Source organism: Sphingopyxis sp. (assembly GCF_035998965.1).
Classification (GTDB): domain Bacteria; phylum Pseudomonadota; class Alphaproteobacteria; order Sphingomonadales; family Sphingomonadaceae; genus Sphingopyxis.
Genome location: NZ_DASYHE010000018.1, coordinates 1 through 23186 on the forward strand (window position 1 = coordinate 1; position 23186 = coordinate 23186).

At 65.9% G+C, this 23186-nt stretch carries 20 protein-coding genes and 1 tRNA gene; all 21 read left to right on the plus strand.

Going from position 1 to position 23186, the window contains the following annotated elements:
* The first annotated feature begins 77 nt into the window (after nucleotides 1-77).
* The 21 genes from VGN68_RS02395 to VGN68_RS02495 all read left to right on the plus strand — a co-directional run bounded on the left by VGN68_RS02395 (nucleotide 78) and on the right by VGN68_RS02495 (nucleotide 23000).
* Complete coding sequence (locus tag VGN68_RS02395) at nucleotides 78-1610, plus strand: acyl-CoA ligase (AMP-forming), exosortase A system-associated (RefSeq protein WP_327473573.1); 1533 nt, start codon at nucleotides 78-80, stop codon at nucleotides 1608-1610.
* A complete protein-coding gene (locus VGN68_RS02400) occupies nucleotides 1607-2836 on the plus strand; it encodes a pyridoxal-dependent decarboxylase, exosortase A system-associated (protein WP_327473575.1) in 1230 nt (409 codons plus the stop codon). The genes VGN68_RS02395 and VGN68_RS02400 overlap by 4 nt, the downstream gene beginning before the upstream one ends.
* Before the next feature lie 173 nt (nucleotides 2837-3009).
* A complete protein-coding gene (locus tag VGN68_RS02405) occupies nucleotides 3010-3666 on the plus strand; it encodes an XrtA/PEP-CTERM system exopolysaccharide export protein (RefSeq protein WP_088439355.1) in 657 nt (218 codons plus the stop codon).
* A gap of 51 nt (nucleotides 3667-3717) precedes the next feature.
* The gene (locus VGN68_RS02410; protein WP_327473581.1) at nucleotides 3718-5265 is read left to right on the plus strand and encodes an XrtA system polysaccharide chain length determinant; all 1548 of its coding nucleotides are present in this window, start codon (nucleotides 3718-3720) and stop codon (nucleotides 5263-5265) included.
* 14 nt (nucleotides 5266-5279) lie between these two features.
* A complete protein-coding gene (locus VGN68_RS02415; protein ID WP_327473583.1) occupies nucleotides 5280-6302 on the plus strand; it encodes a P-loop NTPase in 1023 nt (340 codons plus the stop codon).
* Nucleotides 6302-8014 carry a hypothetical protein gene (locus VGN68_RS02420; RefSeq protein ID WP_327473585.1) on the plus strand — a complete coding sequence of 571 codons (1713 nt, stop codon included), beginning with the start codon at nucleotides 6302-6304 and terminating at the stop codon, nucleotides 8012-8014. Before VGN68_RS02415 ends, VGN68_RS02420 begins: the two co-directional genes overlap by 1 nt.
* A 23-nt stretch (nucleotides 8015-8037) precedes the next feature.
* The gene (locus VGN68_RS02425) at nucleotides 8038-9288 is read left to right on the plus strand and encodes an XrtA/PEP-CTERM system-associated ATPase (RefSeq protein WP_327473587.1); all 1251 of its coding nucleotides are present in this window, start codon (nucleotides 8038-8040) and stop codon (nucleotides 9286-9288) included.
* A 42-nt stretch (nucleotides 9289-9330) separates the two neighbouring features.
* Nucleotides 9331-10194 (plus strand): XrtA system polysaccharide deacetylase, encoded by an 864-nt coding sequence (locus VGN68_RS02430; RefSeq protein WP_327473589.1) that lies wholly within the window; start codon nucleotides 9331-9333, stop codon nucleotides 10192-10194.
* A complete protein-coding gene (locus VGN68_RS02435) occupies nucleotides 10176-11258 on the plus strand; it encodes a FemAB family XrtA/PEP-CTERM system-associated protein (RefSeq protein ID WP_414712998.1) in 1083 nt (360 codons plus the stop codon). The genes VGN68_RS02430 and VGN68_RS02435 overlap by 19 nt, the downstream gene beginning before the upstream one ends.
* A 132-nt stretch (nucleotides 11259-11390) precedes the next feature.
* On the plus strand, nucleotides 11391-12596 hold the full coding sequence (locus VGN68_RS02440; RefSeq protein WP_327473591.1) for a TIGR03087 family PEP-CTERM/XrtA system glycosyltransferase: 1206 nt from the start codon (nucleotides 11391-11393) through the stop codon (nucleotides 12594-12596).
* Complete coding sequence (gene xrtA / locus VGN68_RS02445) at nucleotides 12593-14071, plus strand: exosortase A (RefSeq protein ID WP_327473593.1); 1479 nt, start codon at nucleotides 12593-12595, stop codon at nucleotides 14069-14071. Before VGN68_RS02440 ends, xrtA begins: the two co-directional genes overlap by 4 nt.
* 10 nt (nucleotides 14072-14081) lie before the next feature.
* On the plus strand, nucleotides 14082-15977 hold the full coding sequence (locus tag VGN68_RS02450; RefSeq protein WP_327473595.1) for an XrtA/PEP-CTERM system amidotransferase: 1896 nt from the start codon (nucleotides 14082-14084) through the stop codon (nucleotides 15975-15977).
* Between the two features lie 157 nt (nucleotides 15978-16134).
* Entirely contained in the window at nucleotides 16135-17319 is a 1185-nt protein-coding gene (locus tag VGN68_RS02455; RefSeq protein ID WP_327473598.1) for a GNAT family N-acetyltransferase, read from the plus strand.
* On the plus strand, nucleotides 17316-18182 hold the full coding sequence (locus tag VGN68_RS02460; protein ID WP_327473600.1) for a cupin-like domain-containing protein: 867 nt from the start codon (nucleotides 17316-17318) through the stop codon (nucleotides 18180-18182). Before VGN68_RS02455 ends, VGN68_RS02460 begins: the two co-directional genes overlap by 4 nt.
* 63 nt (nucleotides 18183-18245) lie before the next feature.
* Nucleotides 18246-20192: a S9 family peptidase gene (locus VGN68_RS02465; RefSeq protein ID WP_327473602.1), complete on the plus strand. Its 1947-nt coding sequence runs from the start codon at nucleotides 18246-18248 to the stop codon at nucleotides 20190-20192.
* A 72-nt stretch (nucleotides 20193-20264) separates the two neighbouring features.
* Nucleotides 20265-20483 carry a translation initiation factor IF-1 gene (gene infA, locus VGN68_RS02470; RefSeq protein WP_088439331.1) on the plus strand — a complete coding sequence of 73 codons (219 nt, stop codon included), beginning with the start codon at nucleotides 20265-20267 and terminating at the stop codon, nucleotides 20481-20483.
* Nucleotides 20480-21070: a Maf family protein gene (locus VGN68_RS02475; protein WP_327473606.1), complete on the plus strand. Its 591-nt coding sequence runs from the start codon at nucleotides 20480-20482 to the stop codon at nucleotides 21068-21070. Before infA ends, VGN68_RS02475 begins: the two co-directional genes overlap by 4 nt.
* Nucleotides 21063-22046 carry a ribonuclease E/G gene (locus tag VGN68_RS02480; protein ID WP_327473608.1) on the plus strand — a complete coding sequence of 328 codons (984 nt, stop codon included), beginning with the start codon at nucleotides 21063-21065 and terminating at the stop codon, nucleotides 22044-22046. Before VGN68_RS02475 ends, VGN68_RS02480 begins: the two co-directional genes overlap by 8 nt.
* Nucleotides 22036-22218: a DNA gyrase inhibitor YacG gene (locus VGN68_RS02485; protein ID WP_327473610.1), complete on the plus strand. Its 183-nt coding sequence runs from the start codon at nucleotides 22036-22038 to the stop codon at nucleotides 22216-22218. The genes VGN68_RS02480 and VGN68_RS02485 overlap by 11 nt, the downstream gene beginning before the upstream one ends.
* Nucleotides 22219-22314: 96 nt before the next feature.
* Nucleotides 22315-22390 (plus strand) — tRNA-Phe (locus VGN68_RS02490).
* A 64-nt stretch (nucleotides 22391-22454) separates the two neighbouring features.
* Nucleotides 22455-23000, plus strand: coding sequence for a pseudouridine synthase (locus tag VGN68_RS02495; RefSeq protein ID WP_327473612.1), 546 nt, complete (start codon nucleotides 22455-22457; stop codon nucleotides 22998-23000).
* The last annotated feature ends 186 nt before the right edge of the window (nucleotides 23001-23186 follow it).

Consider the following 23186-nt stretch of genomic DNA (forward strand, 5'->3'; position numbering starts at 1 on the left):
CAACCGCTCATCATTAGCGTGATGTTCACCGTTCCCTTGCATGGTGTCGCCCTCTATCACTTCACTCCTAACAGCCGATGACCAAAGCCGAAAACCCATCTTCCAGGCCGATCGACCATCTCGCCCTGCGCGGCGCGCCGGGGGCGGCTGCGCTGTTGATCGGCGATGGCGTCATGACCTTTGCCGAATTGGATGCCGGGGTGGGGCGGCTCGCGGCGTGGTTGCTGGACCAAGCGGGTGGGCCGGGCGAGCGGGTGGCGAGCTGGAGCGCGAAGACGCGGGCAGCGTGCCTGATGCCGCTGGCGGCGGCGCGGGCAGGGCTGATCCATGTGCCGGTCAATCCGTTGCTGAAAGCGCCGCAGGTCGCGCATATTCTGGCCGACAGTGGGGCGAAGCTGCTGCTCACCAACGGCGCGCGCGCGGAGATGCTGGGCGACGGGCGGCCCGATGATTGCGCGGTGCAGGATTTGACGGTCGCCGAGGCGGTGATCGATTCGGACGGGGACGGGCTGGCGCCGTCGTCAGCCGAACCCGACGATCTCGCGGCGATCCTTTACACCAGCGGATCGACCGGGCGACCGAAGGGCGTGATGCTGAGCCACGCCAATTTATGGCTGGGGGCGGAGAGTGTCGCGTCCTATCTAACGTTGACGCCCGATGACCGGGTGCTCGCGGTGCTGCCGCTAAGTTTCGATTATGGGCAGAACCAGCTGTTTTCGAGCTGGTATGCGGGCGCGGCGGTGGCACCGCTCGATTATCTGACCCCGCGCGACGTCGTGAAGGCGGTGGCGCGGCACCGGGCTACGACGCTGGCGGGGGTGCCGCCTTTGTGGGTGCAATTGGTCGAGAGCGATTGGCCTGCCGAGGCGGCGGCGCATTTGCGGCGGCTGACCAACAGCGGCGGGGCGCTGACGCCGTCGCTGATCGACGCGATGCGCGCGACCTTTCCGAACGCCGACATCACCCCGATGTACGGGCTGACCGAGGCGTTTCGTTCGACCTATCTCGAACCGAAATTTGTTGCCGATCATCCGACCTCGATGGGCCGCGCGATCCCGCATGCCGAGATATTGGTGTGCCGACCCGACGGGACGATCACCGCCGACGAGGAGCCGGGCGAGCTGGTGCATTGCGGGCCGCTGGTTGCCAAGGGCTATTGGCAGGATGCGGAGCGCACCGCGGAACGGTTTCGGCCGGTGCCGCGCGTGTCGCGCTATGGCGGGATGGCAGTGTGGTCGGGCGATACGGTGCGCCGCGACGCCAATGGCCTGCTCTATTTTGTCGGGCGTGACGATGCGATGATCAAGACCGCGGGCAACCGCGTCAGCCCGACCGAGGTCGAGGATGTCGCGGTCGCGTCGGGGCTGATTTATGAAGCGGTCGCGTTCGGCGTACCCGATGCGCGGTTGGGCGCGGCGATTGTGCTGATCGTGCGCGGCAAGGGCGGGGTTGCCGACGAGGCGGGGCTGAGCACCTATCTGCGGCAGAATCTGCCCAATTTTATGCAGCCGCAGGTGATCGAATGGCGAGATGGCCTGCCGCGCAATCCAAATGGCAAGCTCGATCGGGTGGCGATTGCCGCCGATTGGGCGCCGAAGGTGGCGGCATGAAGCCGCACGGACCCATTCCGCCGGGTTACACCGCCGACGAAGACGGCATGCTACTGATCGGCGGCGACCGGGCTGATACGCTCGCCGATATGGCGGGCGATACGCCGCTGTTTGTCTATGACAGCGCGATGCTGAGTGCGCGGGTGGCGCAATGGCGCGCCGCGATGCCCAACGAGGTGCATCTCCATTTTGCGATGAAGGCGAACCCCTATCCGCCGCTGCTCGCCTATATCGCGCCGCTGGTGGACGGGTTCGACGTCGCGTCGGGCGGCGAGCTGAAAACCGCGATCGACAGCGGGATGGCGGCGGCGCACATCAGCTTTGCCGGACCCGGCAAGCGCGATCGCGAGCTGGAGGCGGCGATTGTTGCGGGGGCAACGCTCAATCTGGAATCGACGGGCGAGGCGGCGCGGGCGCTGTCGATCGCGGCGCGGATCGGGGTGACGCCGCGGCTGGCGGTGCGGGTCAATCCCGACTTCGACCTCAAAGGATCGGGGATGAAGATGGGCGGCGGCGCCAAGCCGTTCGGGGTCGACGCAGCCGAGGTTCCGGCGCTGGTGCGGCGGCTGATCGCGGCGGGGGCCGACTGGCAGGGTTTCCATATTTTCGCGGGATCGCAGGCACTTGATGCCGCGGCGATTGCCGATACGCAGTCGCAGACGGTCGCGCTGGCGGCGCGGCTGGCGCAGGAGATCGGGGCGACGCCGCCGCTGATCAATCTGGGGGGCGGCATGGGCGTACCCTATTTTCCGGGTGACAACGCGGTCGATGCGGCGGCGGTCGGGTCGGCGCTGGGCGAGACGCTCGCGGCGCGGCCCGCGGTGCTGGCGGAGAGTCGCTTTGCGATGGAGCTGGGGCGCTGGCTGGTGGCTGAGGCGGGGGTCTATCTGACCCGTGTTGTCGACCGCAAGACCAGCCATGGCGAGACCTTTCTGGTCACCGACGGCGGACTGCATCACCAGCTCGCGGCGAGCGGCAATTTCGGGACGGTGATCCGCCGCAATTATCCGATCGCAGTCGCGAACGCCTTTGGCCGCGAGCCGACCGAGACCGTCTCGGTCGTCGGCTGCCTGTGCACGCCGCTCGACCGGTTGGGCGACCAGGTCGGGCTGCCGCGCGCCGATGTCGGCGACCTGATCGCGATCTTTCAGGCAGGGGCTTATGGGGCCAGCGCGAGCCCGGCAGCGTTTCTGGGGCAGGGTCCGGCGCGCGAAATGCTCATCTGATCGGTCAAAACTTGTTCCTTAACGGGACAGTTCTTCCGATGTGCTAGTCGCACTTATCGCAATACTAACATTATGTTCACCCTTTTCGCGCAAGAGCGGACGCTGACGCAATGACGGTTGTCGCGGGGATTTGGACCGCGGCGGCGGCCCGCGGCACGAAAGGTTGATTGATTATGGCTTCGTTCCCCTCGCTTCGCGTCGCCCGCGCCGCGCTCGTCTCCGGTATCGCGGCGACGGCGCTCTCCGGCTGCGCAAGCGGCGGCAGCAGCGCGCCGCAGCTGCCCAGCGCGAATTTCGTGCAGAATCAAGAGGGTCCGGGCGAGGAATATATCATCGGCCCGCTCGACGAGCTGCAGATCTTCGTGTGGCGCAACCCCGAGCTTGGCGGCAAGGTGCAGGTGCGCCCCGACGGACGGATCACGACGCCGCTGATCACTGACATGCCCGCGGTCGGCAAGACGCCGACGATGTTGCAGCAGGACATCAAGCTCCAGCTGAGCCAATATATCACCGACCCGATCGTCAGTGTGATCGTCACCACCTTCAACAGCACCTTTTCGCAGCAGGTGCGCGTCGTCGGCGCGACCGAAAAACCCGCCTCGATTCCGTTCCGCGCCAACATGACCGTGCTCGATGCAATGATTGCAGTCGGCGGCCTCGGCGAATATGCCGCTGGAAACAAGGCACGACTCGTCCGTTTCGACAAGGGCAGCGGCAAGCAGCAGGAGTTTGGGCTGCGGCTGAACGACCTGATCAAGCGCGGCGATATCAAGGCCAATGTGCGGTTGCAGCCCGGCGATGTCATCATCATCCCCGAAAGCATGTTCTGACCCAGACCGCCCGCACCAACCGACCCATCTCCCAAGGATTGATCGCAACCGATGAACAGCCTTTACGACGAATTCCGGGTGGCGCTGCACAGCGTCTGGACGCGCCGGTGGCTCGTGCTGGCGGTGGCGTGGGGGATTTGCATCCTCGGCTGGCTGGCAATCGCGTCGATCCCCAACCGTTATGATTCCCGCGCCCGGCTGCTCGTCGACATCAACGAAATCCTGCCCGACGATCCGCAGGGCGGCACATTCGGTGGGCGCCAGCGGATCGACCAGATCCGCGAAACGCTGACCAGCGCGCGCAACCTGGAAAAGGTCGCGGCTACCACGGGCTTGCTGCCCGCAGGTGCGGGCGAGCGCGAAAAAGCCAGCGCGGTCGCGATGCTGCAAAAGAATATCAAGGTGATCCCGCAGCAAGACAATATCTTTGAAATCACTTCGAGCATCGGGGTCGGCAGCCTGTCCGACGCCGACAACGCCAAGCTGGCATCGGGGGTGCTCGATAGCCTGATCACCGTGTTCCGCGACGATCAGCTGCGCGGCGGGCGGATGAACGCGCGCGAAGGACTGAAATTCCTCGATGCACAGATTGCCGATCGCGAAAAGGCGCTGCGCGAAGTCGAAGCGCGGCGGGCGGCGTTCGAGGCACAGAATATCGGGCTGATCCCCGGCGGTGCCGGATCACCCGCACAGCGTGTCGAAGCGGCACGCGCCGAACTCGGCCAGATCGATTCGCAGCTGGTGGCAGCGCAGGCGCAGCTGGCAGCGGCGAACGGTCAGCTTGCCTCGACCCCCGCGACGATCAACGTGCCCGGCATGGGCAGCGTCGGCGGCGGTGTCGCACGGCAGCAGTTGGCCGGGGCGCAGAATGAACTGTCGTCGATGCGTTCGCGCGGGCTGACCGATGCGCATCCCGACGTCATTGCGCTCAAAAGCCAGATCGCTTCGCTGAAAGCCATGGCGGACCGCGAAGGCGCGGGCGGCGGTGGCGGCGGCAATTCGCAGAACCCGGCCTATGCCTCGCTCGCCGCGATGCGCGCCGAGCGGCAGGCGACGGTGAGCGCGCTCAATGCGCGCAAGGCGCAGCTGACCGGCGACATCGCGCGGATCACGTCGCAGCAGATCCAGAACCCCGGCATCGCCGCCGAATATGACCGGATCAACGGCGAATATACCGCGTTCAAGGCGCAATATGACAAATTGCTGGGCCAGCGCGAGCAGGTGCGGATGCGCGGCGACGTGCAGACCGAAACCGATGCGATCAAGATCGAACTGCTTGATCCGCCGACGAAACCCACCAGTCCGGCAGCGCCCAACCGGCCGCTGTTCCTGACCATCGTTCTGCTCGCTGGGATTGGCGGCGGCATTGGTGCGGCGTTCGGGCTGGGTCAGGTCCGCGCCAGCTATGCCACCGCGGCGAAGCTGGAACGCGCCAGCGGCCTGCCGGTGATCGGATCGATCACCGAAGTGGTGACCCCCGAACGTCATGTCGAACGGCGCAAGAAGCTGGTGTGGCTGGCGAGCGGAAGTGGCGCGCTGGTCGGGCTCTACGCCCTGCTGCTGGTCGCCGAATTCATCCAGCGCGGCATGGTTGCGTGACCGGGGACGATGACATGAACGACCAACGCAAAGTCAAGCGCCCGCCCTCGCTGCTCGAACGCGCCGCCGATATGTTCGGGCTCGATCCCGCCGCCAATGCGCCGACGATCGATGTGTCGAGCCTGCCGCCCGAAGCGCCGAAAAAGGCGAAGACGGTCAAGGCAGAACCCGTCGCCGAAGTGCTGCCGCCCGAGAGCGTCGAACCCGTCGTCGAGGCCGCGCCGACGGTCGAAACGGCCCCGACGCCCAAGCCTTCGCCGCGCAAGGAGCTTGCCAAGGCAGCCCCCGCGATCGTGCCGACGCGGCAGGGGACGATCAACCGCGAACGGCTTGCGTCGCGCGGGATGATCGTACCGGGCACGCCGGTCACCGGAATTTCCGAAGAATATCGCATCGTGAAGCGCGAGCTGATCCGCAATTTCGGCGGCGTCGGCAATCGCCCGATCCTGCCGCGCGGCCACCGCGTGCTGATCGCTTCGGCCAATCCGGGTGAGGGCAAGACCTTCTCCGCGGTCAATTTGGCGCTCAGCCTGGCGGTCGAGGCCGACCATGACGTGCTGCTGATCGACGCCGACATCGCCAAACCCAGCGTGCTCGAAGCCTTGGGGCTGGAGGATGGCCCGGGGCTGATGGACGCGCTGGCCGATGCGCATCTGCCGCTGGGCGACTGTCTGATCCAGACCGACATTCCGGGGCTGAAAGTCATGCCCGCGGGGACTGGACATATGCACGACACCGAATTGCTCGCCTCGGCGCGCACCGATGCGTTGCTGGCGCAGCTCGAACAGGGCGTCCCCGGGCGCATCCTGATCATCGATTCGCCGCCGGTGCTGGCGGCATCGCCCGCCGCGGTGCTCGCGGGGCATGTCGGCCAGACGATCATGGTCGTGCGCGCCGACGAAACTTTGGAATCCGCGCTGCGCGACGCGATCGGCCTGATGGGCGCGTGTCCGCATATCCAGCTGCTGCTCAACGGGGTGAAATTTTCGCCGGGTGGCCGCCGCTTCGGCACCTATTACGGACAAGGAGGCGCGTGATGCGCACCACCACCACTTTGCGCCACGCAGGAGCGCTTGCGGCGCTGCTGCTGGCGGGAACCGCAACGGGTGCGCAGGCGCAATTTTCGGGCGATCCCGCTTCGGGCGCCAGCGACGCGCCGACGAGCGCTCCGGCGGCAGAACCGGGCCGCGCGGCGAAGCGCGCCGAAGGCCGCCGCGCCCAGCGGCAGGTCGATGTCAGCCCCTATCTGGAGGTCGGGCAGGTGCTGACCGCCGATCTGAAGAATGGCGGCGACGTCCTGACCTATACCAATGTTGCGGTCGGGGTGGATGCTACGATCGTGACGACGCGCGCCGAACTGGCCGCGACGCTGCGCTATGAACATCGCTTTGGATGGAACGGCGGGCTGGGCGATTCCGATACGATCAGCGGGCTGGCTCGCGGCCGGATCGAGGCGGCGCGCGGATTGAACCTGGAGGGCGGCGCACTTGCCACCCGAACCCGCGCCGACGGGCAGGGCGCCGATAGCGGATTGTTCATCGGTAACGCGAGCAATGTCGCGAACCTCTACTCCGTCTATGCAGGGCCGACCTTTGCGCGCCGCATCGGCGGGCTCGACGTCGGGGCCGGCTATCGCTTCGGCTATACCAAGGTCGATGTCGATGAGCCCGCGCTCCTGTCGCCGGGGTCACAGCCGCAGGATATTTTCGACAGCTCGACCAACCATGTCGCGTGGGCCAGCGTCGGCGCGCGGCCCGGCGACCTGCCGTTCGGCTGGCAGTTGTCGGGCGGCTACGAACGCGAAGATGCGAGCCAGCTCGACCAAAGGTTCGATGGCAAATATGCCCGCGCCGATGTGACGATGCCGATCGGTCCGACCGTCGCGCTGCTGGGCGGCGTGGGTTACGAAGACATCGAGATTGGCCAGCGCGATCCGGTGCTCGACGTAAACGGCGTGCCCGTGCGCGATGCCAACGGCCGTTTCATCACCGATAAATCGACCCCGCGCCAGCTGTCGTTCGATACCGACGGGCTGATCTGGGACGCCGGGGTGATGTGGCAGCCGAGCCGCCGCACGTCGGCGACCGCGCGGGTCGGGCGCCGTTATGGCGACACCATCTATACCGGCAGCTTTTCCTATCGTGCCGATCATGCGACGACGATCCAGGTCGGCGTGTACGACGGGCTGTCGAGCCTGGGCCGTGGCCTGTCGGGCGGGCTGGCGGCGCTGCCGACCCAGTTCGATCCGACGCGCAACCCGATCGGCGGGACGATCAATCCGTGCGTGTTTGGGCAGGAGGGCGGCGGATGCCTGAACAACCAGCTCGGCAACGCGACCTCGGCGCAATATCGCAGCCGCGGCGTGCAGGCGACGATTGGGTCGCGCTATGCCGGGTGGAGCTATGGCGTCGGCATCGGATATGACCAGCGCAAGTTGCTGGCGCCGCTGCTGTCGCCAATCGCCAACCTGAACGGGATCAAGGACGAGAATTATTATCTCTTCCTGTCGGCAGGACGCCAGCTCGACGTCGATTCGGACATCAGCCTGACGGGTTATCTCAACTATTTCGACAACGGCGCGCCGGGGGCGAGCGACGTCCAGTCGGCGGGGCTGTCGGCGGCCTATTCGCGGCGCTTCTGGCGCGGTCTGACCGGGACCGCGGCGGCCAGCCTCAACGCCTTTGATCAGGACGGCTTCAACAGCCAGCTTATTGGTTCAGCTTTGGTGGGACTGCGTTACAACTTCTGACCAGGCAAACGGGAATTTTGACGATGTACGATCAGTTCTATGGTTTCACCGGGCGTCCGTTCCAGCTGACGCCAGACCCGCACTTCTATTTCGAAAGCGGCACCCACCGCAAGGCGATGTCCTACCTCGGCTACGGACTCGCGCAGGGCGAGGGCTTTATCGTCATCACCGGCGACGTCGGCGCGGGCAAGACGACGCTGGTCGGCCATCTGATGAACACCATCGACCCCAATCGCCTGACCGCCGTCAAGCTGGTGTCGACGCAGGTCGAGGGCGACGATCTGCTTCGCCTGGTTGCCGAACAGTTCGGGATCGAATGGGAAGGCGAAAGCAAGGCCGAGTTGCTGCGGTCGATGGAGCAATATCTGCGCGAACAGGCGCGCGCGGGGAAACGCACGTTGCTGATCGTCGACGAGGGGCAGAATCTTGCGATCTCGGCGCTTGAAGAATTGCGGATGCTGTCGAACTTCCAGCTCGGTGGCCATTCGCTGCTGCAGATCTTCCTGCTCGGTCAGCCCGAGTTTCGCCAGACCCTGTTCCATTCGCCGACGCTGGAACAATTGCGCCAGCGGGTGATCGCGACGCATCACCTTGACCCGATGGAGCCCGAGGAGGTCGAGCCTTATATCCTCCACCGGCTGGGCAAGGTCGGCTGGACCGGCAACCCGAGCTTCAGCCCCGACGCGTTCGAGGAAATTTTCGATTATAGCGAGGGCGTGCCGCGCAAGCTGAACGTGCTGGTCAGTCGTTTGCTGCTGTACGGCGCGGTCGAGCAGATGACGCGGATCACGGCGCAAAATGTGCGCTCGGTGGTGGCGGAGATCGAGGCCGACCGCGGCATCGACGCGTCGACGCTGGCGCCGCTGCCGGTCGAGGAAGTCGTCGCGGCGGCTGCCGCTGCGGTTGCGCCGACCCCGGCGCCCTTTGCGGCACCGACGGCAGCGAACGAAACCGCGCTCGAATGGCCGCAGCGCGCTGCCGACGGGCGTCCGCCCTTTGCGGAGCCTGAGCAGGCGGCCATGCTGACTCCGCCCGACCCGAGCGCCGACGAAGTTCTGGCGCGCATGGCCGCGGCGGATGGCGGCGCTCCGGCGGCACCCGCGATCGATCCCGAACAGCTGGCGGCGCTCGAAGCCCAGATTGCGTCGCTCGAGGCGCGGCTGGTCGAACAGGATGCCGCGCTGCGCCGCGTGCTCGACCTGCTGATCGAATGGGTCGAGCGCGATCCCGAAAATGCGCCCAATCCGGCGACGTCGCGGACCTGGGCAGCCTGACAGCCGCCGCGAAATCGGCTATCCGGTCGATGAAGGTGAAAAATGATGCAGAACGGCCTGTCGGTCGATGTCGAGGACTGGTTCCAGGTCGGCGCCTTTGAGCGCACGATCGACCGCGCCGACTGGCCGACGCTCGAGTGCCGGGTCGAGGCGAATTGCGACGCGGTGCTGCAGATTTTCGCCGATGCGGGGGCGAAGGGGACGTTCTTCACGCTGGGCTGGGTCGCCGAGCGCTATCCGGCGCTGATCAAGCGGATCGTCGGCGCGGGGCATGAGCTGGCGAGCCATGGATATGACCATAAACGCGTGTTCAACATGACCGCCGATGAATTTGCCGCCGACCTCAAGCAGACGCAGGCCATCCTTGAGGATCTCGGCGGCGTCGCCGTGCGCGGTTATCGCGCGCCGAGCTTCTCGGTCGATACGCGCACGCCATGGGCGCACCAAGTGCTGGCCGAACAGGGCTATGCCTATTCGAGCAGCGTCGCGCCGGTCGTCCACGACCATTATGGCTGGCCGCAAAGCCCGCGCCATGCGTGGCGGCCGCTGCCCGATAGCGAGCTGGTCGAATGGCCGGTGACGACGGCGCGCTATGCCGGGCGCACCCTCGCAGCAGGCGGCGGCGGCTTCATGCGGATGCTGCCCTATGGCTTCACGCGCTGGGCGATCGCGCGGATGAACGCCGAGGGGCATCCGGCCATCCTCTATTTCCACCCATGGGAAATCGACCCCGGCCAGCCGCGCGTTGCCGACGCACCGTTGAAATCGAAAATCCGTCATTACAGCGGCTTGGCGGCCATGGCTGGCAAGTTGAAGAAGTTGCTCGCCGATTTCGAATGGACGCGCGCTGACGCGTTGCTCCCGGCGCAACAGCAGCGCGCCGAGCCGTGGCGCGCCGCGGCGTGAATGCGCCGATCCGTCCGGTGAAGGATGGTTTTTCCGGCGCGCCGTTGTCCGATGCGGCGGCGTGGGACGCCTATGTCGCCGCACATCCGCAGGCGACGCCCTTTCACAGCCGCGCCTGGTGCGAGGCGATCACCAAGGCGACGGGGCACGTCTGCCATCTGGTGACCGCACGCGATGCGGGCGGGGCGCTGACGGGGCTGTTACCGCTCCACCATGTCCGCTCGCCGCTGTTCGGGCAGGCGCTGGTCGGCAGCGGGTTTGCGGTCGATGGCGGCATCCTGGCTGATGATCCGGCGGTGGCGGCTACGTTGGCCGAGGGTGCTGCGGCGATGGCGAAATCGCTTGGCGTCGCGTCGGTCGAACTGCGCGGCGGGCCGCGACCCGAAGGTGATGGTTGGCGGGAAGAAGCAGGCGTTTACGCAGGCTTTGCGCGCGATCTCACTAGCGACGACGATGCCGAACTGCTGGCGATCCCGCGCAAGCAGCGTGCCGAGGTACGCAAGGTGCTGGAGAGCGGCTTGACCGTGACGACGGGTCGCGATGCGGCGGAGCGGCGCGACCATTATCGCACCTATGCGACCAGCGTCCGTAACCTTGGGACGCCGGTGTTTCCCAAGGCGCTGTTCGACGCGGTGCTCGATGCGTCCGGCGACGATGCCGATATATTGACTGTGCGGCAGGACGGGCGCCCGGTTGCGAGCGTGCTCAGCCTGTATTGGCGCGGCACGGTGATGCCCTATTGGGGCGGCGGGATTGCTGATGCACGGCGGCTGCGCGCGAACGAGCTGATGTATTTCGCGCTGATGCGCCATGCGCGGGGCAAGGGGTGCACGCGCTTCGATTTCGGGCGGTCGAAGGTTGGAACCGGGCCGTATAGCTACAAAAAGAACTGGGGGTTCGAACCGCAGCCACTGGTCTATGCGCGCTGGCTGGCGCCGGGCGAGACGCCCCGTGATACCAATCCGAATAGCGCCAAATATCGGTTTCAAGTCGACATTTGGAAGAAATTGCCGCTGTGGGCGGCGAACCGGATCGGGCCGCTGATCGCGCGCGGATTGGGGTGATCGGGCGTGGGCGATACCATTTTGTCATTGCGAGCCGCAGGCGAAGCGGCAATCGCCAGCCATGGATCTTGCGCAGGGTCGATGGCTGGAGATTGCTTCGCCCGCGGCTCGCAATGACGGGATAGTCACGACTTGGCCGAAATCCTGTTCCTCGTGCACCGCGCGCCGTGGCCGCCCGACCGCGGCGACCGGATCCGCAGCTGGCATATGTTCGAGGCGCTGGCCAAGCTGGCGCCGGTGCATGTTGCGGCACTCGCCGATAATGAACAGGACGCCGCGATTGCGCGCGAAAAAATAGCACCGCTTTGCACGAGTTTGGCGATCGAAGTGCGCAATGTGTCGCGCCCGGTGGCGCTTGTGCAGGCGGTGCTGCGCGGCGAGCCGGTGTCGAACCGACTGTTCAAAAATGCCGCGCTTGCGCGCCATGTCGATACGTTGGTTCGCGGTGGGAGCATCACCCATATCGTCGGCTTCTCGGGCCAGATGGCGCAATACCTGCCCGCCAGTTTTGACGGCTCGGCGCTGATGGATTTTGTCGATGTCGATTCGGCCAAATTCGCGACCTATGCCGAGCAGGACCGGCGTCAGCCTTTGCATTGGGTGCATCAACGCGAGGCGCGGGTGCTGGGTGCTTATGAAGCCAAGGTCGCGCGGCGCGTCGATGCCAGCCTGTTTGTCAGCGAGGCCGAGGCGGCGCTGTTCCGGACGCGCAGCGGGCTTGGCGCCGACAAGGTGCGCGCGGTCGAAAATGGCATTGACACCGACAGGTTCGATCCGGCGCTGACATTCGACGCGGTCGATAACGGCGAAGGGCCGCTCGCGGTGTTCACCGGCCAGATGGACTATCGCCCCAATATCGACGCGGTGCGCTGGTTCGCCGCCGACATTCTTCCGCTGATCCGCCAGCAGCATCCGGCTTCGCGTTTTGCAATCGTCGGGCGGGCGCCGAGCGACGAGGTGCGCGCGCTTGCAAAGCTGCCGGGCGTGACCGTGACCGGCGAGGTGCCGGATGTGCGACCCTGGCTTGCCGCCGCCGATGCGGTGGTCGCGCCGCTGCTGCTGGCGCGCGGGGTGCAGAATAAATTGCTCGAGGCGATGGCGATGGCGCGGCCGGTGGTGGCGAGTGCGGCGGCTGCCGAAGGGATCGATGCGACAGCAGGAGAGCACCTGCTCGTCGCCGACGATGCCGACGGCATGGCCGCCACGGTGGGGTCGCTATTCGAGGATCGCGCCGCTGCTGCCGCGATGGGGCAGGCGGCGCGGGCGCGGATGATTGCGCGCTATGGCTGGGATGCGCGACTGGCGCCGCTGCGTGAGCTGCTGGGGCTGCCCGCATGACGTTGTGGCAACGCCATCTGGGCGCGCTCGCACTGCTCACGGCGGCGGTCCTCGTGATCTTCTGGCGCGATGCCGCCGATATGGCGGGCATCTGGTGGCACAGCTCGACCTTTACCCATTGCCTGCTGATGGTGCCGATGATCGGCTGGCTGGTGTCGCAGCGCATCGACCTGCTGCGCCCGCTGACCCCCAGCTTTTGGTGGCCCGCGCTGGTCTGGATGGCGGGGGCGGGACTGGTGTGGCTGGTCGGCGAGGCGGCGGGGGTCGGGCTGTTTAGGCAACTCGGGCTGGTGCTGATGCTGCAAGGCGCGGTCGGCGCGGCGCTGGGCGAGAAGCTGGTGCGAGGGCTGCTGTTCCCGCTCGGCTATGCGCTGCTGCTGGTGCCGTTCGGCGAGGAACTGGTGCCGCTGCTCCAGACCTTTACCGCGCATATCAGCGTCATCCTGCTCCATTTGTCGGGCATTTCCGCCGAGATGGAAGGGGTGTTTATCACCACGCCCGCGGGATTTTTCGAGGTCGCCGAGGAATGTTCGGGGGTCAATTTCCTGATCGCGATGATGGCCTATGCGGTGTTCGCGGCGCATATGTGTTTCAAAAGCTGGACGCGGCGGATCGTCTTCGTCTTGGCTGCCTTGGCGGCAACGATCCTTGCCAATGCGCTGCGCGCTTATGGCACGATGGTTGCGGCCGAAATCTGGGGGATCGAAGCGGCGGGCGGGATCGATCATATCTTCTATGGCTGGATCTTTTTCGGGCTGGTGATTGCGATCGTGATGCTGGTGGCGTGGCGCTGGTTCGATCGGCCCGCGAACGATGTTGCGGTCGATGTGAGCGGGCTTGGTGGCCCGTCGCGCTTTGCCGGTGCGGCGAAGGCGGTGCTGCCCGCTGCGCTCGCCATCCCGCTGATCTTTGCTGGCTGGGCATGGCTGGTCGGCGGGCGCAGCGCGCCGCTGCCCGCGACAATGGCAGTCGAGGCGCCGCGCGGATGGAGCGTGGCGAGCGCCGAGGGCATGGCGTGGACGCCACGCTTCGACGGCGCCGATCAGCGTCTGCTGCGGCATTTCGTCGATGCCGAGGGGCGCCGGGTGACCATCGCGATTGGTGGTTATGAACGTCAGGCCGAAGGGCGCGAGGTCGTTGCGTTCGGGCAGGGGGCGATCGACCCCGACAGCGAATGGGCGTGGAGCGCGGCGCTGCCCGCGGTTGAGGGCGCGCGAACCGAACGCTTGCTGCACCCCGGCCCGGTGCTGCGCGACGCGGCGACTTGGTATGTCGTTGATGGCGCGGCGACCGGCGATCCGCGCCGCGCGAAGCTCGCGGGGCTGAAAGCACGGCTGCTCGGCGGCGATCCGCGTGCGCTGTCGCTGATCGTGTCGAGCGAAGACCGGTACGGCGGGCGCGATGCGATAGAGGATTTCGTTTCCGCGTCGGGCGGAGCCAAGGCAATGGCTGACCGCGCCTTGAAAACCCGCTAGGGACCGCGCCATGTGTGGGATCGCGGGTATCTATCATCTGGAGACGGCCAAGCCCGTCGATCCGGCGCGGCTGCGCGCGATGTTGTCGCCGATGCAGCATCGCGGCCCCGACGGAGCGGGCGAGTGGACCGCGGCGGGGGTCGGGCTGGGCCATTTGCGTCTGTCGATCATCGACATCGAGGGCAGCCCGCAGCCAATGGCGAGCGACGATGAGGCGGTGACGCTCACCTACAACGGAGAAATCTATAATTTTCGCGAGCTGCGCGCCGAGCTTGAGGATCGCGGCCACCGCTTCCGCACCAGCGGCGATACCGAGGTGATCATCGCGGCGTGGCGGCAATGGGGGCCGGATTGCCTGTCGCGGCTGAACGGGATGTTCGCTTTCGCGATCCACGATCATCAGCGCGGTTGCCTGTTCTTGGCGCGCGACCGCTTGGGGGTGAAGCCGCTGCATTATGCGCGGCTGTCGGACGGATCGGTGGCGTTTGCGTCGGAGTTGAAAGGTCTGCTGCGCAATCCGTTGCTCAGACAGGAAGCGAACCTCACCGCGATCGAGGATTTCCTGGCCTTCGGTTATGTCCCCGATGACAATTGTATCGTCGCCGGGGTCGAGAAGCTGGCCGCGGGTCACTATCTGCTGCTCGAACGCGGCAAGCCGGTGCCGGCGCCGACGCGCTGGTGGGCGCCCGATTTTTCGAAGCGCATCCGGGCTTCGGAAGGCGAGGCGGCCGAGCATCTGGTTCATCTGATGCGCGCCGCGGTGACCGACCGCATGGTCGCTGACGTGCCGCTCGGCGCCTTCCTGTCGGGCGGGGTCGATAGCAGCGCAGTCGTCGCGCTGATGGCCGAGGCGACTGCGAAGGCGGTCAAGACCTGTACCATCGGCTTCGATCAGGCGGCGCTCGACGAGACCGCCTATGCGCAGCAAATTGCCGAGCGTTTCGCCACCGATCACCGTACCCGCACCGTGTCGTCGGGCGACTTCGGGTTGGTCGACACGATCGCCGATCATTTCGACGAACCCTTTGCCGACGCCAGCGCGCTGCCGACCTACCGCGTGTGCGAACTCGCGCGTGAAGAGGTGACGGTGGCGTTGTCGGGCGATGGGGCGGACGAGGCATTCGCGGGATACCGCCGACTGGTGTTCCAGCATCAGGAGGAACGGCTGCGCGGGCTGATCCCCGGCTTCCTGCGCCGCGGGGTGCTGGGGCCGCTGGCGAAGGTGTGGCCGCAAATGGACTGGGCGCCGCGCCCGCTGCGCGCCCGCGCGACGCTGGCGAGCCTGTCGAAGAGCGGGTCCGAGGGCTATGCCGAGGCGGTCGGGGTGACCGGCGTGGGGCAGCGCTCGCGGCTGTTCAACGATGCGGCGCATCATGCGCTGGGCGATCATGTCGCCGAGGCGCGCTACTGGAAGGCGATGGTCGACGCGCCGGCGCGCGAACCGCTTGACCGCGCGCAATATGCCGACCTGATGATCTGGCTGCCCGGCGACATCCTGACCAAGACCGACCGGATGAGCATGGCGGTGAGCCTGGAGGCGCGCGAGCCGCTGCTCGATTACCGGCTGATCGAATTTGCCGCGAGCCTGCCCGCGTCGATGCGCGTCAAGGGATCGACGGGCAAGGCGATCATGAAGCAGGCGATGGAACGCTATCTGCCGCACGACATCCTCTATCGGCCGAAGATGGGGTTTGTGACCCCGGTGTCGCAATGGTTCCGCGGGGCGCTGGTCGAGCAAGCGAGGGGGCTGGCGACGTCGTCGACGCTGGCGCGGTCGGGCTGGTTCGACATGGCCGAGATCGAACGGATTGTGGCGGCGCACCAGTCGGGGCGGCGCGACCATGGGCGGTTGATCTGGCAGTTTTTCATGCTGGAGAAGTCGCTGGCGAAATTGTTCGGGATATAGCGCTGATTCTACCCTCCCGCTTGCGGGAGGGGTCGGGGGAGGGCATGTTTCGTGCGCGGCGATTTTTGACAGGCCCTCCCCTAGCCCCTCCCGCAAGCGGGAGGGGAACAGCGAAATCGCCACCCCATTTTAACTCCTGCCTGCTAACCTCCACCCGATGACGGTGCATCCCGCCTTTCCCGCCAACGCCGCCACCGCCGAACCTTTGACGGTGCGCGTCGTTGATCCGCTGGCGCTGTCACCCGAACTGGCAGCGGCGTGGGACCGGCTGGCGGCGGAGGCGAGCGAGCCGAACCCCTTTGCCGAACGCTGGTGCCTGCAATCTGCGCTGCACCTGCTCGACCCCGAACGTCACGCCCGGCTGGTTATGGTCCGCGATGGCAGCGATGGCCCGGTGATCGGGATCATGCCGGTGGCCGCCGCGACGCATTATGGTCGCCTGCCGCTGCGCCATGTGACCGGTTGGGCGCATCCCAATCATTTCCATGGCGCGCCCCTGGTGCGCGCCGGGTTTGAGCGCCTGTTCTGGTCGATCCTGCTCGGTTGGTGCGATGCGGCGCCGTGGGCGCGCACGCTGCTGCATGTGCCGCGGCTGACCGCGGACGGCCCGCTTCACTGCGCGCTGATCGACGTGGCGCGGGTGCGCGGGGGTGAGGCCGAGGTCGTCCACCGCGAGGAACGCGCGCTGCTCGACAGCGACCTGTCGCCCGCGGACTATTGGGACGCCGCGGTGCGCGCCAAGAAACGCAAGGAACTCAGGCGGCAGGCAAACCGGCTTGCCGAACAGGGCGCGGTGCGCTTGCGGCGCTGGCAGGCGGGCGAGGCGATCGAACCGTGGATCGATGCGTTTCTCGATCTTGAGGCGCGCGGCTGGAAAGGCCGCGCAGGATCGGCGCTCGCCAGCCACAGCGACACCCAGGCATGGTTCCGCGCGATCCTGACCGGCGCCGCGGAAGCGGGGCGGCTCGACATGCGCGCGCTGGATCTGGATGAGCGGCCGCTGGCGATGCTGATCAACTTCCGGGCGCCGCCGGGGGGCTTTTCGTTCAAGACCGCGTTCGACGAGGATTATGCGCGCTTTTCGCCCGGGGTGCTGTTGCAACAGGCGAATCTCGATCTGCTCGACGACCCGGCGATCGCATGGGTCGACAGCTGCGCGGCGCCCGGGCATCCGATGATCGACAGCGTCTGGCGCGAGCGCCGCGCTCTGGTGTGGGTGAACGCTGCCTTGTCGGCGCCCGCCGACCGGCTGCGCTTTGCGATGCTGACCAGGATCGAACGGCTCTGGCGGCGCTGGAAGGCTCCCACCGCGACCGAAAATGAAGTAGAAAGCTCGTCATGACTGCGCATCGGCCGATCACCCGATCTGTTTTCCCGCCCGAAACGCTGGCGACGATGGAGGCGCTCTACCCGCTCCAGGCGGGATTGCTGCACCATCACATCCCAGACCATCCCCTCTTGTCGCTTGAAGCGCTGGCGCAGCTTGGCGAAGGACTGCCTGCGAGCGCGGTCGAATATAATCCGGGCGATGTGCCGATCGGGATCCGCCCCGAGGACATTCCGTCGAACGGCCTGTCGATCGGTGAGACGATCCGCACCATCGACAGTAATGGCAGCTGGGCGGTGCTCAAGAATATCGAAAATGTTCCGGCGTATCGCACCCTGCTGATGGACCTGCTCGGCGAACTCCAATCGGTCGTTGAGCCACGCACGGGTGCGATGCTCACGCCGCAAGGGTTCATCTTCATCTCGTCGCCCGGGTCGATCACGCCGTTTCATTTCGATCCCGAACATAACATCCTGCTGCAATTGCGCGGCACCAAGGTGATGAACGTCTGGCCCGCGGGCGACGAGCGGTTTGCGCATCGCCGCGAGCATGAACGCTATCATGGCGGTGGACACCGCAACCTGCCGTGGGACGAAAGCTATCGCGAAGACGCCCAGCAGGTGCCACTTGGCCCCGGCGATGCGGTGCTGATGCCGGTGATGGCGCCGCATTTTGTTGCCAACGGCGATGCGCCGTCGATCTCGCTGTCGATCACCTGGCGCAGCGAATGGAGTTACCGCGAAGCCGAGGCGCACGCCGCCAACTCCGCATTGCGCCGCATGGGGCTCGATCCGGCGATGCCGCCGCGCTGGCCGAGCTATGCGTGGGCCAAGTCCGTCGGGTGGCGGGTCGCACGAAAGCTGCACATCGTGCACTAATTCCCATTGCCTTCCGGGCCAATTTCCTATCTTTCTGGAAACGGGGCAAAGATTGCGGGGATAATGAAAAATCATTTGGGAGCGCTGCTGCTGTTGGCGGCAATATCCGGTCTTCCGGCAGGCGCAAGCGCCGGGGAAGCGGTGACAGCGGGACCGGAACGTCCGGCGCGCATTGCGACGGCCGAGCTGGCGCAGCTGCCCGAGATATCGAACGCGGCGATATCGCCCGATGGCGCCCGCCTGGCGTTTCTGGCGCGCATCAAGGGCCGTGAGGTCATCGTCTATCGCGGTCTCCACGGACAGGCGGGGCAGCCGATCAACCTGCCCGAAAAGGTCGATTTCAACTGGCTGCGCTGGGCAGGGCCGAACAAGCTGTTGTTCAGCGTCGGTCGTAGCATCCCCTATTTCGGCGAAGAGGCGCTTCAGACAATCCTCGCGATCCATGACCTTACCACTGGTGCGACGAAAATCATCGGCCGCGATGGGCAGGGGTTGGAGGGCGATGATGTGCTGTTCGTCGATCCCGAAGGCCAATATCTGCTGCTGTCAATCCAGCGGACGATCTATGATTATCCATCGGTATTTCGCGTCGCGCTCCCCGATGGCAAGATGAGCGAAATCGTGCGGGCGCGTGCGCCCGTGTGGGAATGGTATGCCGATGATGCAGGCATCGTGCGCGCGGGGGTCGGATGGGATAGCCGCAAACTGAAATTCTTCTACCGCCGCAGCCAGGAGGAAAAATTCGAACAGATCGGGGCGATCAAACCGGGCGACGACGGAGCCTATTTCGACATTGCCAAAGTGGTAGCTGGGTCGGATGACGGCTATGTCCTCAGCGCCGAAAAAACGGGACGTCAGGCGCTCCACAAATTCAACTACCGCACGCGTGAGATTGGCGACCTCGTTTATGGTCACGACGTCTATGACGTGGACGATTATTGGCTGAACATCGATGGCACCGCGCTGGAAGGTGTGTCTTATACCGACGATCGCAGCCGCATCGAATGGTTCGATGCCGGGTCGAAGAAATTGCAGGCCCAGCTCGACCGGGCGATCCCGAACCGGCAGGCTTGGGTGGTGTCAAAGAGCCGCGATGCCAAACAGTTGCTGGTGCTGGCGACGGCGCCCGACGAACCCGGTCTCTATTATTTGCTCGACCGCACCAAGGGCGAGATGTCGCCCATCGCGGCCATGATGCGGGGGTTGCCGCCCGAAATGCTGGCCGAGACAAAGCCGGTGACTTACACTGCGCGCGACGGTACCAAAATTCCAGCCTATCTGACCTTGCCCAAGGGGCGGGCGGCGACGGGGCTGCCGTTGATCGTCCATCCGCATGGCGGCCCCTATGGAGTGCGCGACCGGCTCGACTATGACGCGCACGTCCAATTCTTTGCCAACCGCGGCTATGCCGTGCTGCAGCCCAATTATCGGGGTTCGGGCGGCTATGGCACTGCCTTTGGCGAGGCGGGGGTCGGCCAGATCGGCAAGAAGATGCAGGACGATCTCGACGACGGCATGGATTGGCTGGTCAAGGAGGGGACGGTCGACAAGGCGCGCGTGTGCATGATCGGCGCCTCCTATGGCGGCTATGCAGCGCTGTGGGCGGTGGCCCGCAACCCAGATCGATATCGCTGTGCTGCGAGTTTTGCCGGGGTCGCTGATTGGAAGGCGATGCTGAAATATGACGCGCGCTATCTGACCAAGGAAGCGAATGCGAGCTGGCAGGCGCGCGTCACCGGCGCCGGCGAGCTTGATCTGGTGGCCGTGTCGCCGACGCATCAGGCGAGCCGGATTGCGCGGCCGGTGCTGATCGGACATGGCGAGGATGACAGCAATGTGCCGATCAGCCAGTCGAAAAAACTGGTCGCGGCGCTCAAGGCGGCCGGGAACCGCAATTTCGAATATGTTGCCTATCGTGACGAAGGGCACGGATTCTCCGATCCCGCGAACCAGAAAGACTGGTTTGACAGGCTTGATGCCTTTCTCGCGAAGCATAATCCTGCGGAATGACAGATTGCTTTCAATTGCCGCAAATAGGCGTTATGGGCGCGCATCCTTGAATATCGAGCCCATAGAGGACTGATGGCGAAAGAAGAACTTCTGGAGATGCGCGGCCAAGTGGTCGAACTGCTGCCCAACGCGATGTTTCGCGTCAAACTGGAAAATGGCCACGAGATTCTGGGTCACACCGCGGGCAAGATGCGCAAGAACCGCATTCGCGTGCTGGTTGGCGACGAAGTGCTCGCCGAACTCACCCCCTATGACCTGACCAAGGGTCGGATCACTTATCGCTTCAAGTGAGCAGCGCGGCGAACATTCCCGCGCTCGTTCTGGCTTCGACATCGCCGCGGCGGCGTGAGCTGCTCGCGCGCATCGGTGTGACCCCGGCGCGTATCGCGTCGCCCGACATCGACGAAACGCCGCTGAAGGCCGAACTGCCGCGCGACTATGTGGCCCGGCTTGCCAAGGGCAAGGCGCTGGCGGTCGAGCGCGCCGCGGACGAGGTGGTGCTGGCGGGGGACACGACGGTCGCGGTGGGACGGCGCATCCTGGAAAAGCCCGTCGACGTGGCCGATTTGCGCCGGATGTTGGCGCTCTTGTCGGGGCGGCGGCATCATGTCTATTCGGGGCTGTGCGTTGTCGGCACCGACGGCAAGCCGCGGGTGCGCGTTGCCGACACCGTCGTCGCGTTCAAGGTGCTGAGTGCCGCCGAGATCGACTGGTATGTCGCGAGCGGCGAGGGCATGGGCAAGGCGGGCGGCTATGCGATCCAGGGCCGCGCCGAATGCTTCGTCCGCTTCCTGTCGGGCAGCCATTCGAACGTCGTTGGGCTGCCGCTGTTTGAAACGCGCACCTTGCTGACCAGTGCGGGCATCCCCCTTGGCTGAATGGCTTTACGAAGCCGGGATTGGCGAGGCGCGGGCGGCGCTGGTCGATGGCGACGAGATTCTTGAGGCGCGGATCGAGCGCGAAGGCGCGGGGCCGCGCGTCGGGGCGATTGTCGCGGCGCGGCTGGTCGAGGCCGGGAAGGTGCCGCTGGTGGTGCTCGACTGGCCCGGCGCGCCGACGGCTTCGCTGACGGGGCTGCCACCCGCGACATCGATTGGTGCGGCGCTGACCGTCGAGATCACCCGTATGACGCTGCGCGAACGCGGGCGCGACAAGCCGGCGCGGGCGCGGGTTGCCGAGGCGGGCGCGGTCATCGGCGATGGTCCCGACCTGCGCGCGCGCATCGCGTCGAGTGGCCTGCCGGTGACCGAACTGCGCGCTACCGACGCCGATCGGCTGGAACAGGCAGGCTGGTCCGAACTGATCGATCATGTCCGCAGCGGCCATTGGCCGTTCGACGGCGGCGCGCTGTGGGTCGATGCGACTCCGGCGATGGTGCTGATCGACATCGATGGCGAGGGCGACGCGCTGGCGCTGGCCAAGGCGGGCGCACGCGCTGCGGCGGCGGTAATCCGCTGCTGCGACATCGGCGGCTCCATTGGCATCGATTTCCCGTCGCTGCCCGACCGCGCCGGACGCCAGGCGATCGACGCCGCGGTCGATGCGGCGCTGCCGCAGCCTTATGAACGCACTGCGGTCAACGGCTTCGGGCTGATGCAGATCATCCGCCGCCGCGAGCGTCCGTCGCTGATCGAGCAAGTCGTGCTGGATCCCGTCGCGACCGACGCGGCTCTTTTGCTGCGGCAGGCCGAGCGCGCGGTGGGGGCAGGGGTGCTGACCTTGACCGCGCGGGCCGCCGTGATCGACCATATTGCGGCGCATCCGGCGTGGACCCAGCTGCTGCAAAATCGCACGGGGCGTCCGGTCCAGCTGACCGCCGACGCCGCCAGCAAAGGAACCGGACATGCCCAGTAGACCGCCGCGCTGCCCGCTGTGCGGCAAGCCGCGCGAGGCAGAATTTAAACCCTTTTGCAGCCGCGGCTGCCGCGACCGCGACCTGCTCAACTGGTTCGGCGAAAGCTATGCCGTGCCCGCCGCGCAGGCGCCCGACGGCACCGCCGACGATGATCGTTTCGACGAAGGTTGAGGCCGGAAAAGGGGCATCACAAAGCCACTGGACAGGACCCAAAGCCCTGCCTATAGCCGCCGCTCGCCAGCGCGACCGTCGGGTCGCAGCGGCCCTGCCCGGGTAGCTCAGTTGGTAGAGCATGCGATTGAAAATCGCAGTGTCGGCGGTTCGAACCCGTCCCCGGGCACCATTTCTCTGCTAAGCCCAGCGACGAGTGGCCGAGCCTTTGGCCCGGTATGGCGGGAAGGAAAGTCGTGGGTCGCATCATCCTGTTCAACAAACCCTATGGCGTGTTGTCGCAGTTTACCGATCGCGGCGCGCCCGAGACCCGCGCGACGCTGTCCGACTATATCGATGTGCCGCAGGTGTATCCCGCAGGACGGCTCGACCGCGACAGTGAGGGGTTGCTGATCCTGACCGATGATGGCGCGTTGCAAGCGCGCATTGCGTCGCCGCGGCACAAGACGTCCAAGACCTATCTGGTGCAGGTCGAGGGCGAGCCCGATGTGGCCAGCCTTGATCGGCTGCGGGCGGGGGTCATACTCAATGATGGTCCGACCCGGCCGGCAGAAGCGCGGCGGATCGAACCGCCGCGCTTGTGGCCGCGCGATCCGCCGGTGCGCTTTCGCAAAAGTGTCCCCGACAGCTGGCTGGAGATCATCATCACCGAGGGCCGCAACCGTCAGGTGCGACGGATGACAGCGGCAGTTGGCTATCCGACGCTGCGGCTTGTGCGGATACGCATCGGTGTGTGGGAACTGGGCGACTTGGCACCCGGTGCGTGGCGCGAGGTGGGGTAGGGCGTTCGAGATATCTCTCGTCATTGCGTTCGTAATTTATGTTGCAGTGCAAACTGTTGCTTTTCAGTCACAAATCGCGAGAAAATCGGTGTAGTGCAGCGGCGCCGCGTTGACGCGGCGCGCGGGGTTATTACAGCGATCCGTTCCGGTGGGGCATCTCCCGCTTTGGCGAAAGGCCGCGCTTGC

Excerpts from the sequence above, each read along its gene's own strand:
- VGN68_RS02400 (WP_327473575.1), top strand. The coding sequence starts at position 1,607 with ATGAAGCCGCACGGACCCATTCCGCCGGGTTACACCGCCGACGAAGAC.
- VGN68_RS02425 (WP_327473587.1), top strand. The coding sequence starts at position 8,038 with ATGTACGATCAGTTCTATGGTTTCACCGGGCGTCCGTTCCAGCTGACG.
- VGN68_RS02450 (WP_327473595.1), top strand. The coding sequence starts at position 14,082 with ATGTGTGGGATCGCGGGTATCTATCATCTGGAGACGGCCAAGCCCGTC.
- xrtA (WP_327473593.1), top strand. The coding sequence starts at position 12,593 with ATGACGTTGTGGCAACGCCATCTGGGCGCGCTCGCACTGCTCACGGCG.
- VGN68_RS02410 (WP_327473581.1), top strand. The coding sequence starts at position 3,718 with ATGAACAGCCTTTACGACGAATTCCGGGTGGCGCTGCACAGCGTCTGG.
- VGN68_RS02420 (WP_327473585.1), top strand. The coding sequence starts at position 6,302 with ATGCGCACCACCACCACTTTGCGCCACGCAGGAGCGCTTGCGGCGCTG.
- VGN68_RS02405 (WP_088439355.1), top strand. The coding sequence starts at position 3,010 with ATGGCTTCGTTCCCCTCGCTTCGCGTCGCCCGCGCCGCGCTCGTCTCC.
- VGN68_RS02430 (WP_327473589.1), top strand. The coding sequence starts at position 9,331 with ATGATGCAGAACGGCCTGTCGGTCGATGTCGAGGACTGGTTCCAGGTC.
- VGN68_RS02395 (WP_327473573.1), top strand. The coding sequence starts at position 78 with ATGACCAAAGCCGAAAACCCATCTTCCAGGCCGATCGACCATCTCGCC.
- infA (WP_088439331.1), top strand. The coding sequence starts at position 20,265 with ATGGCGAAAGAAGAACTTCTGGAGATGCGCGGCCAAGTGGTCGAACTG.
- VGN68_RS02455 (WP_327473598.1), top strand. The coding sequence starts at position 16,135 with ATGACGGTGCATCCCGCCTTTCCCGCCAACGCCGCCACCGCCGAACCT.
- VGN68_RS02465 (WP_327473602.1), top strand. The coding sequence starts at position 18,246 with ATGAAAAATCATTTGGGAGCGCTGCTGCTGTTGGCGGCAATATCCGGT.
- VGN68_RS02460 (WP_327473600.1), top strand. The coding sequence starts at position 17,316 with ATGACTGCGCATCGGCCGATCACCCGATCTGTTTTCCCGCCCGAAACG.
- VGN68_RS02485 (WP_327473610.1), top strand. The coding sequence starts at position 22,036 with ATGCCCAGTAGACCGCCGCGCTGCCCGCTGTGCGGCAAGCCGCGCGAG.
- VGN68_RS02415 (WP_327473583.1), top strand. The coding sequence starts at position 5,280 with ATGAACGACCAACGCAAAGTCAAGCGCCCGCCCTCGCTGCTCGAACGC.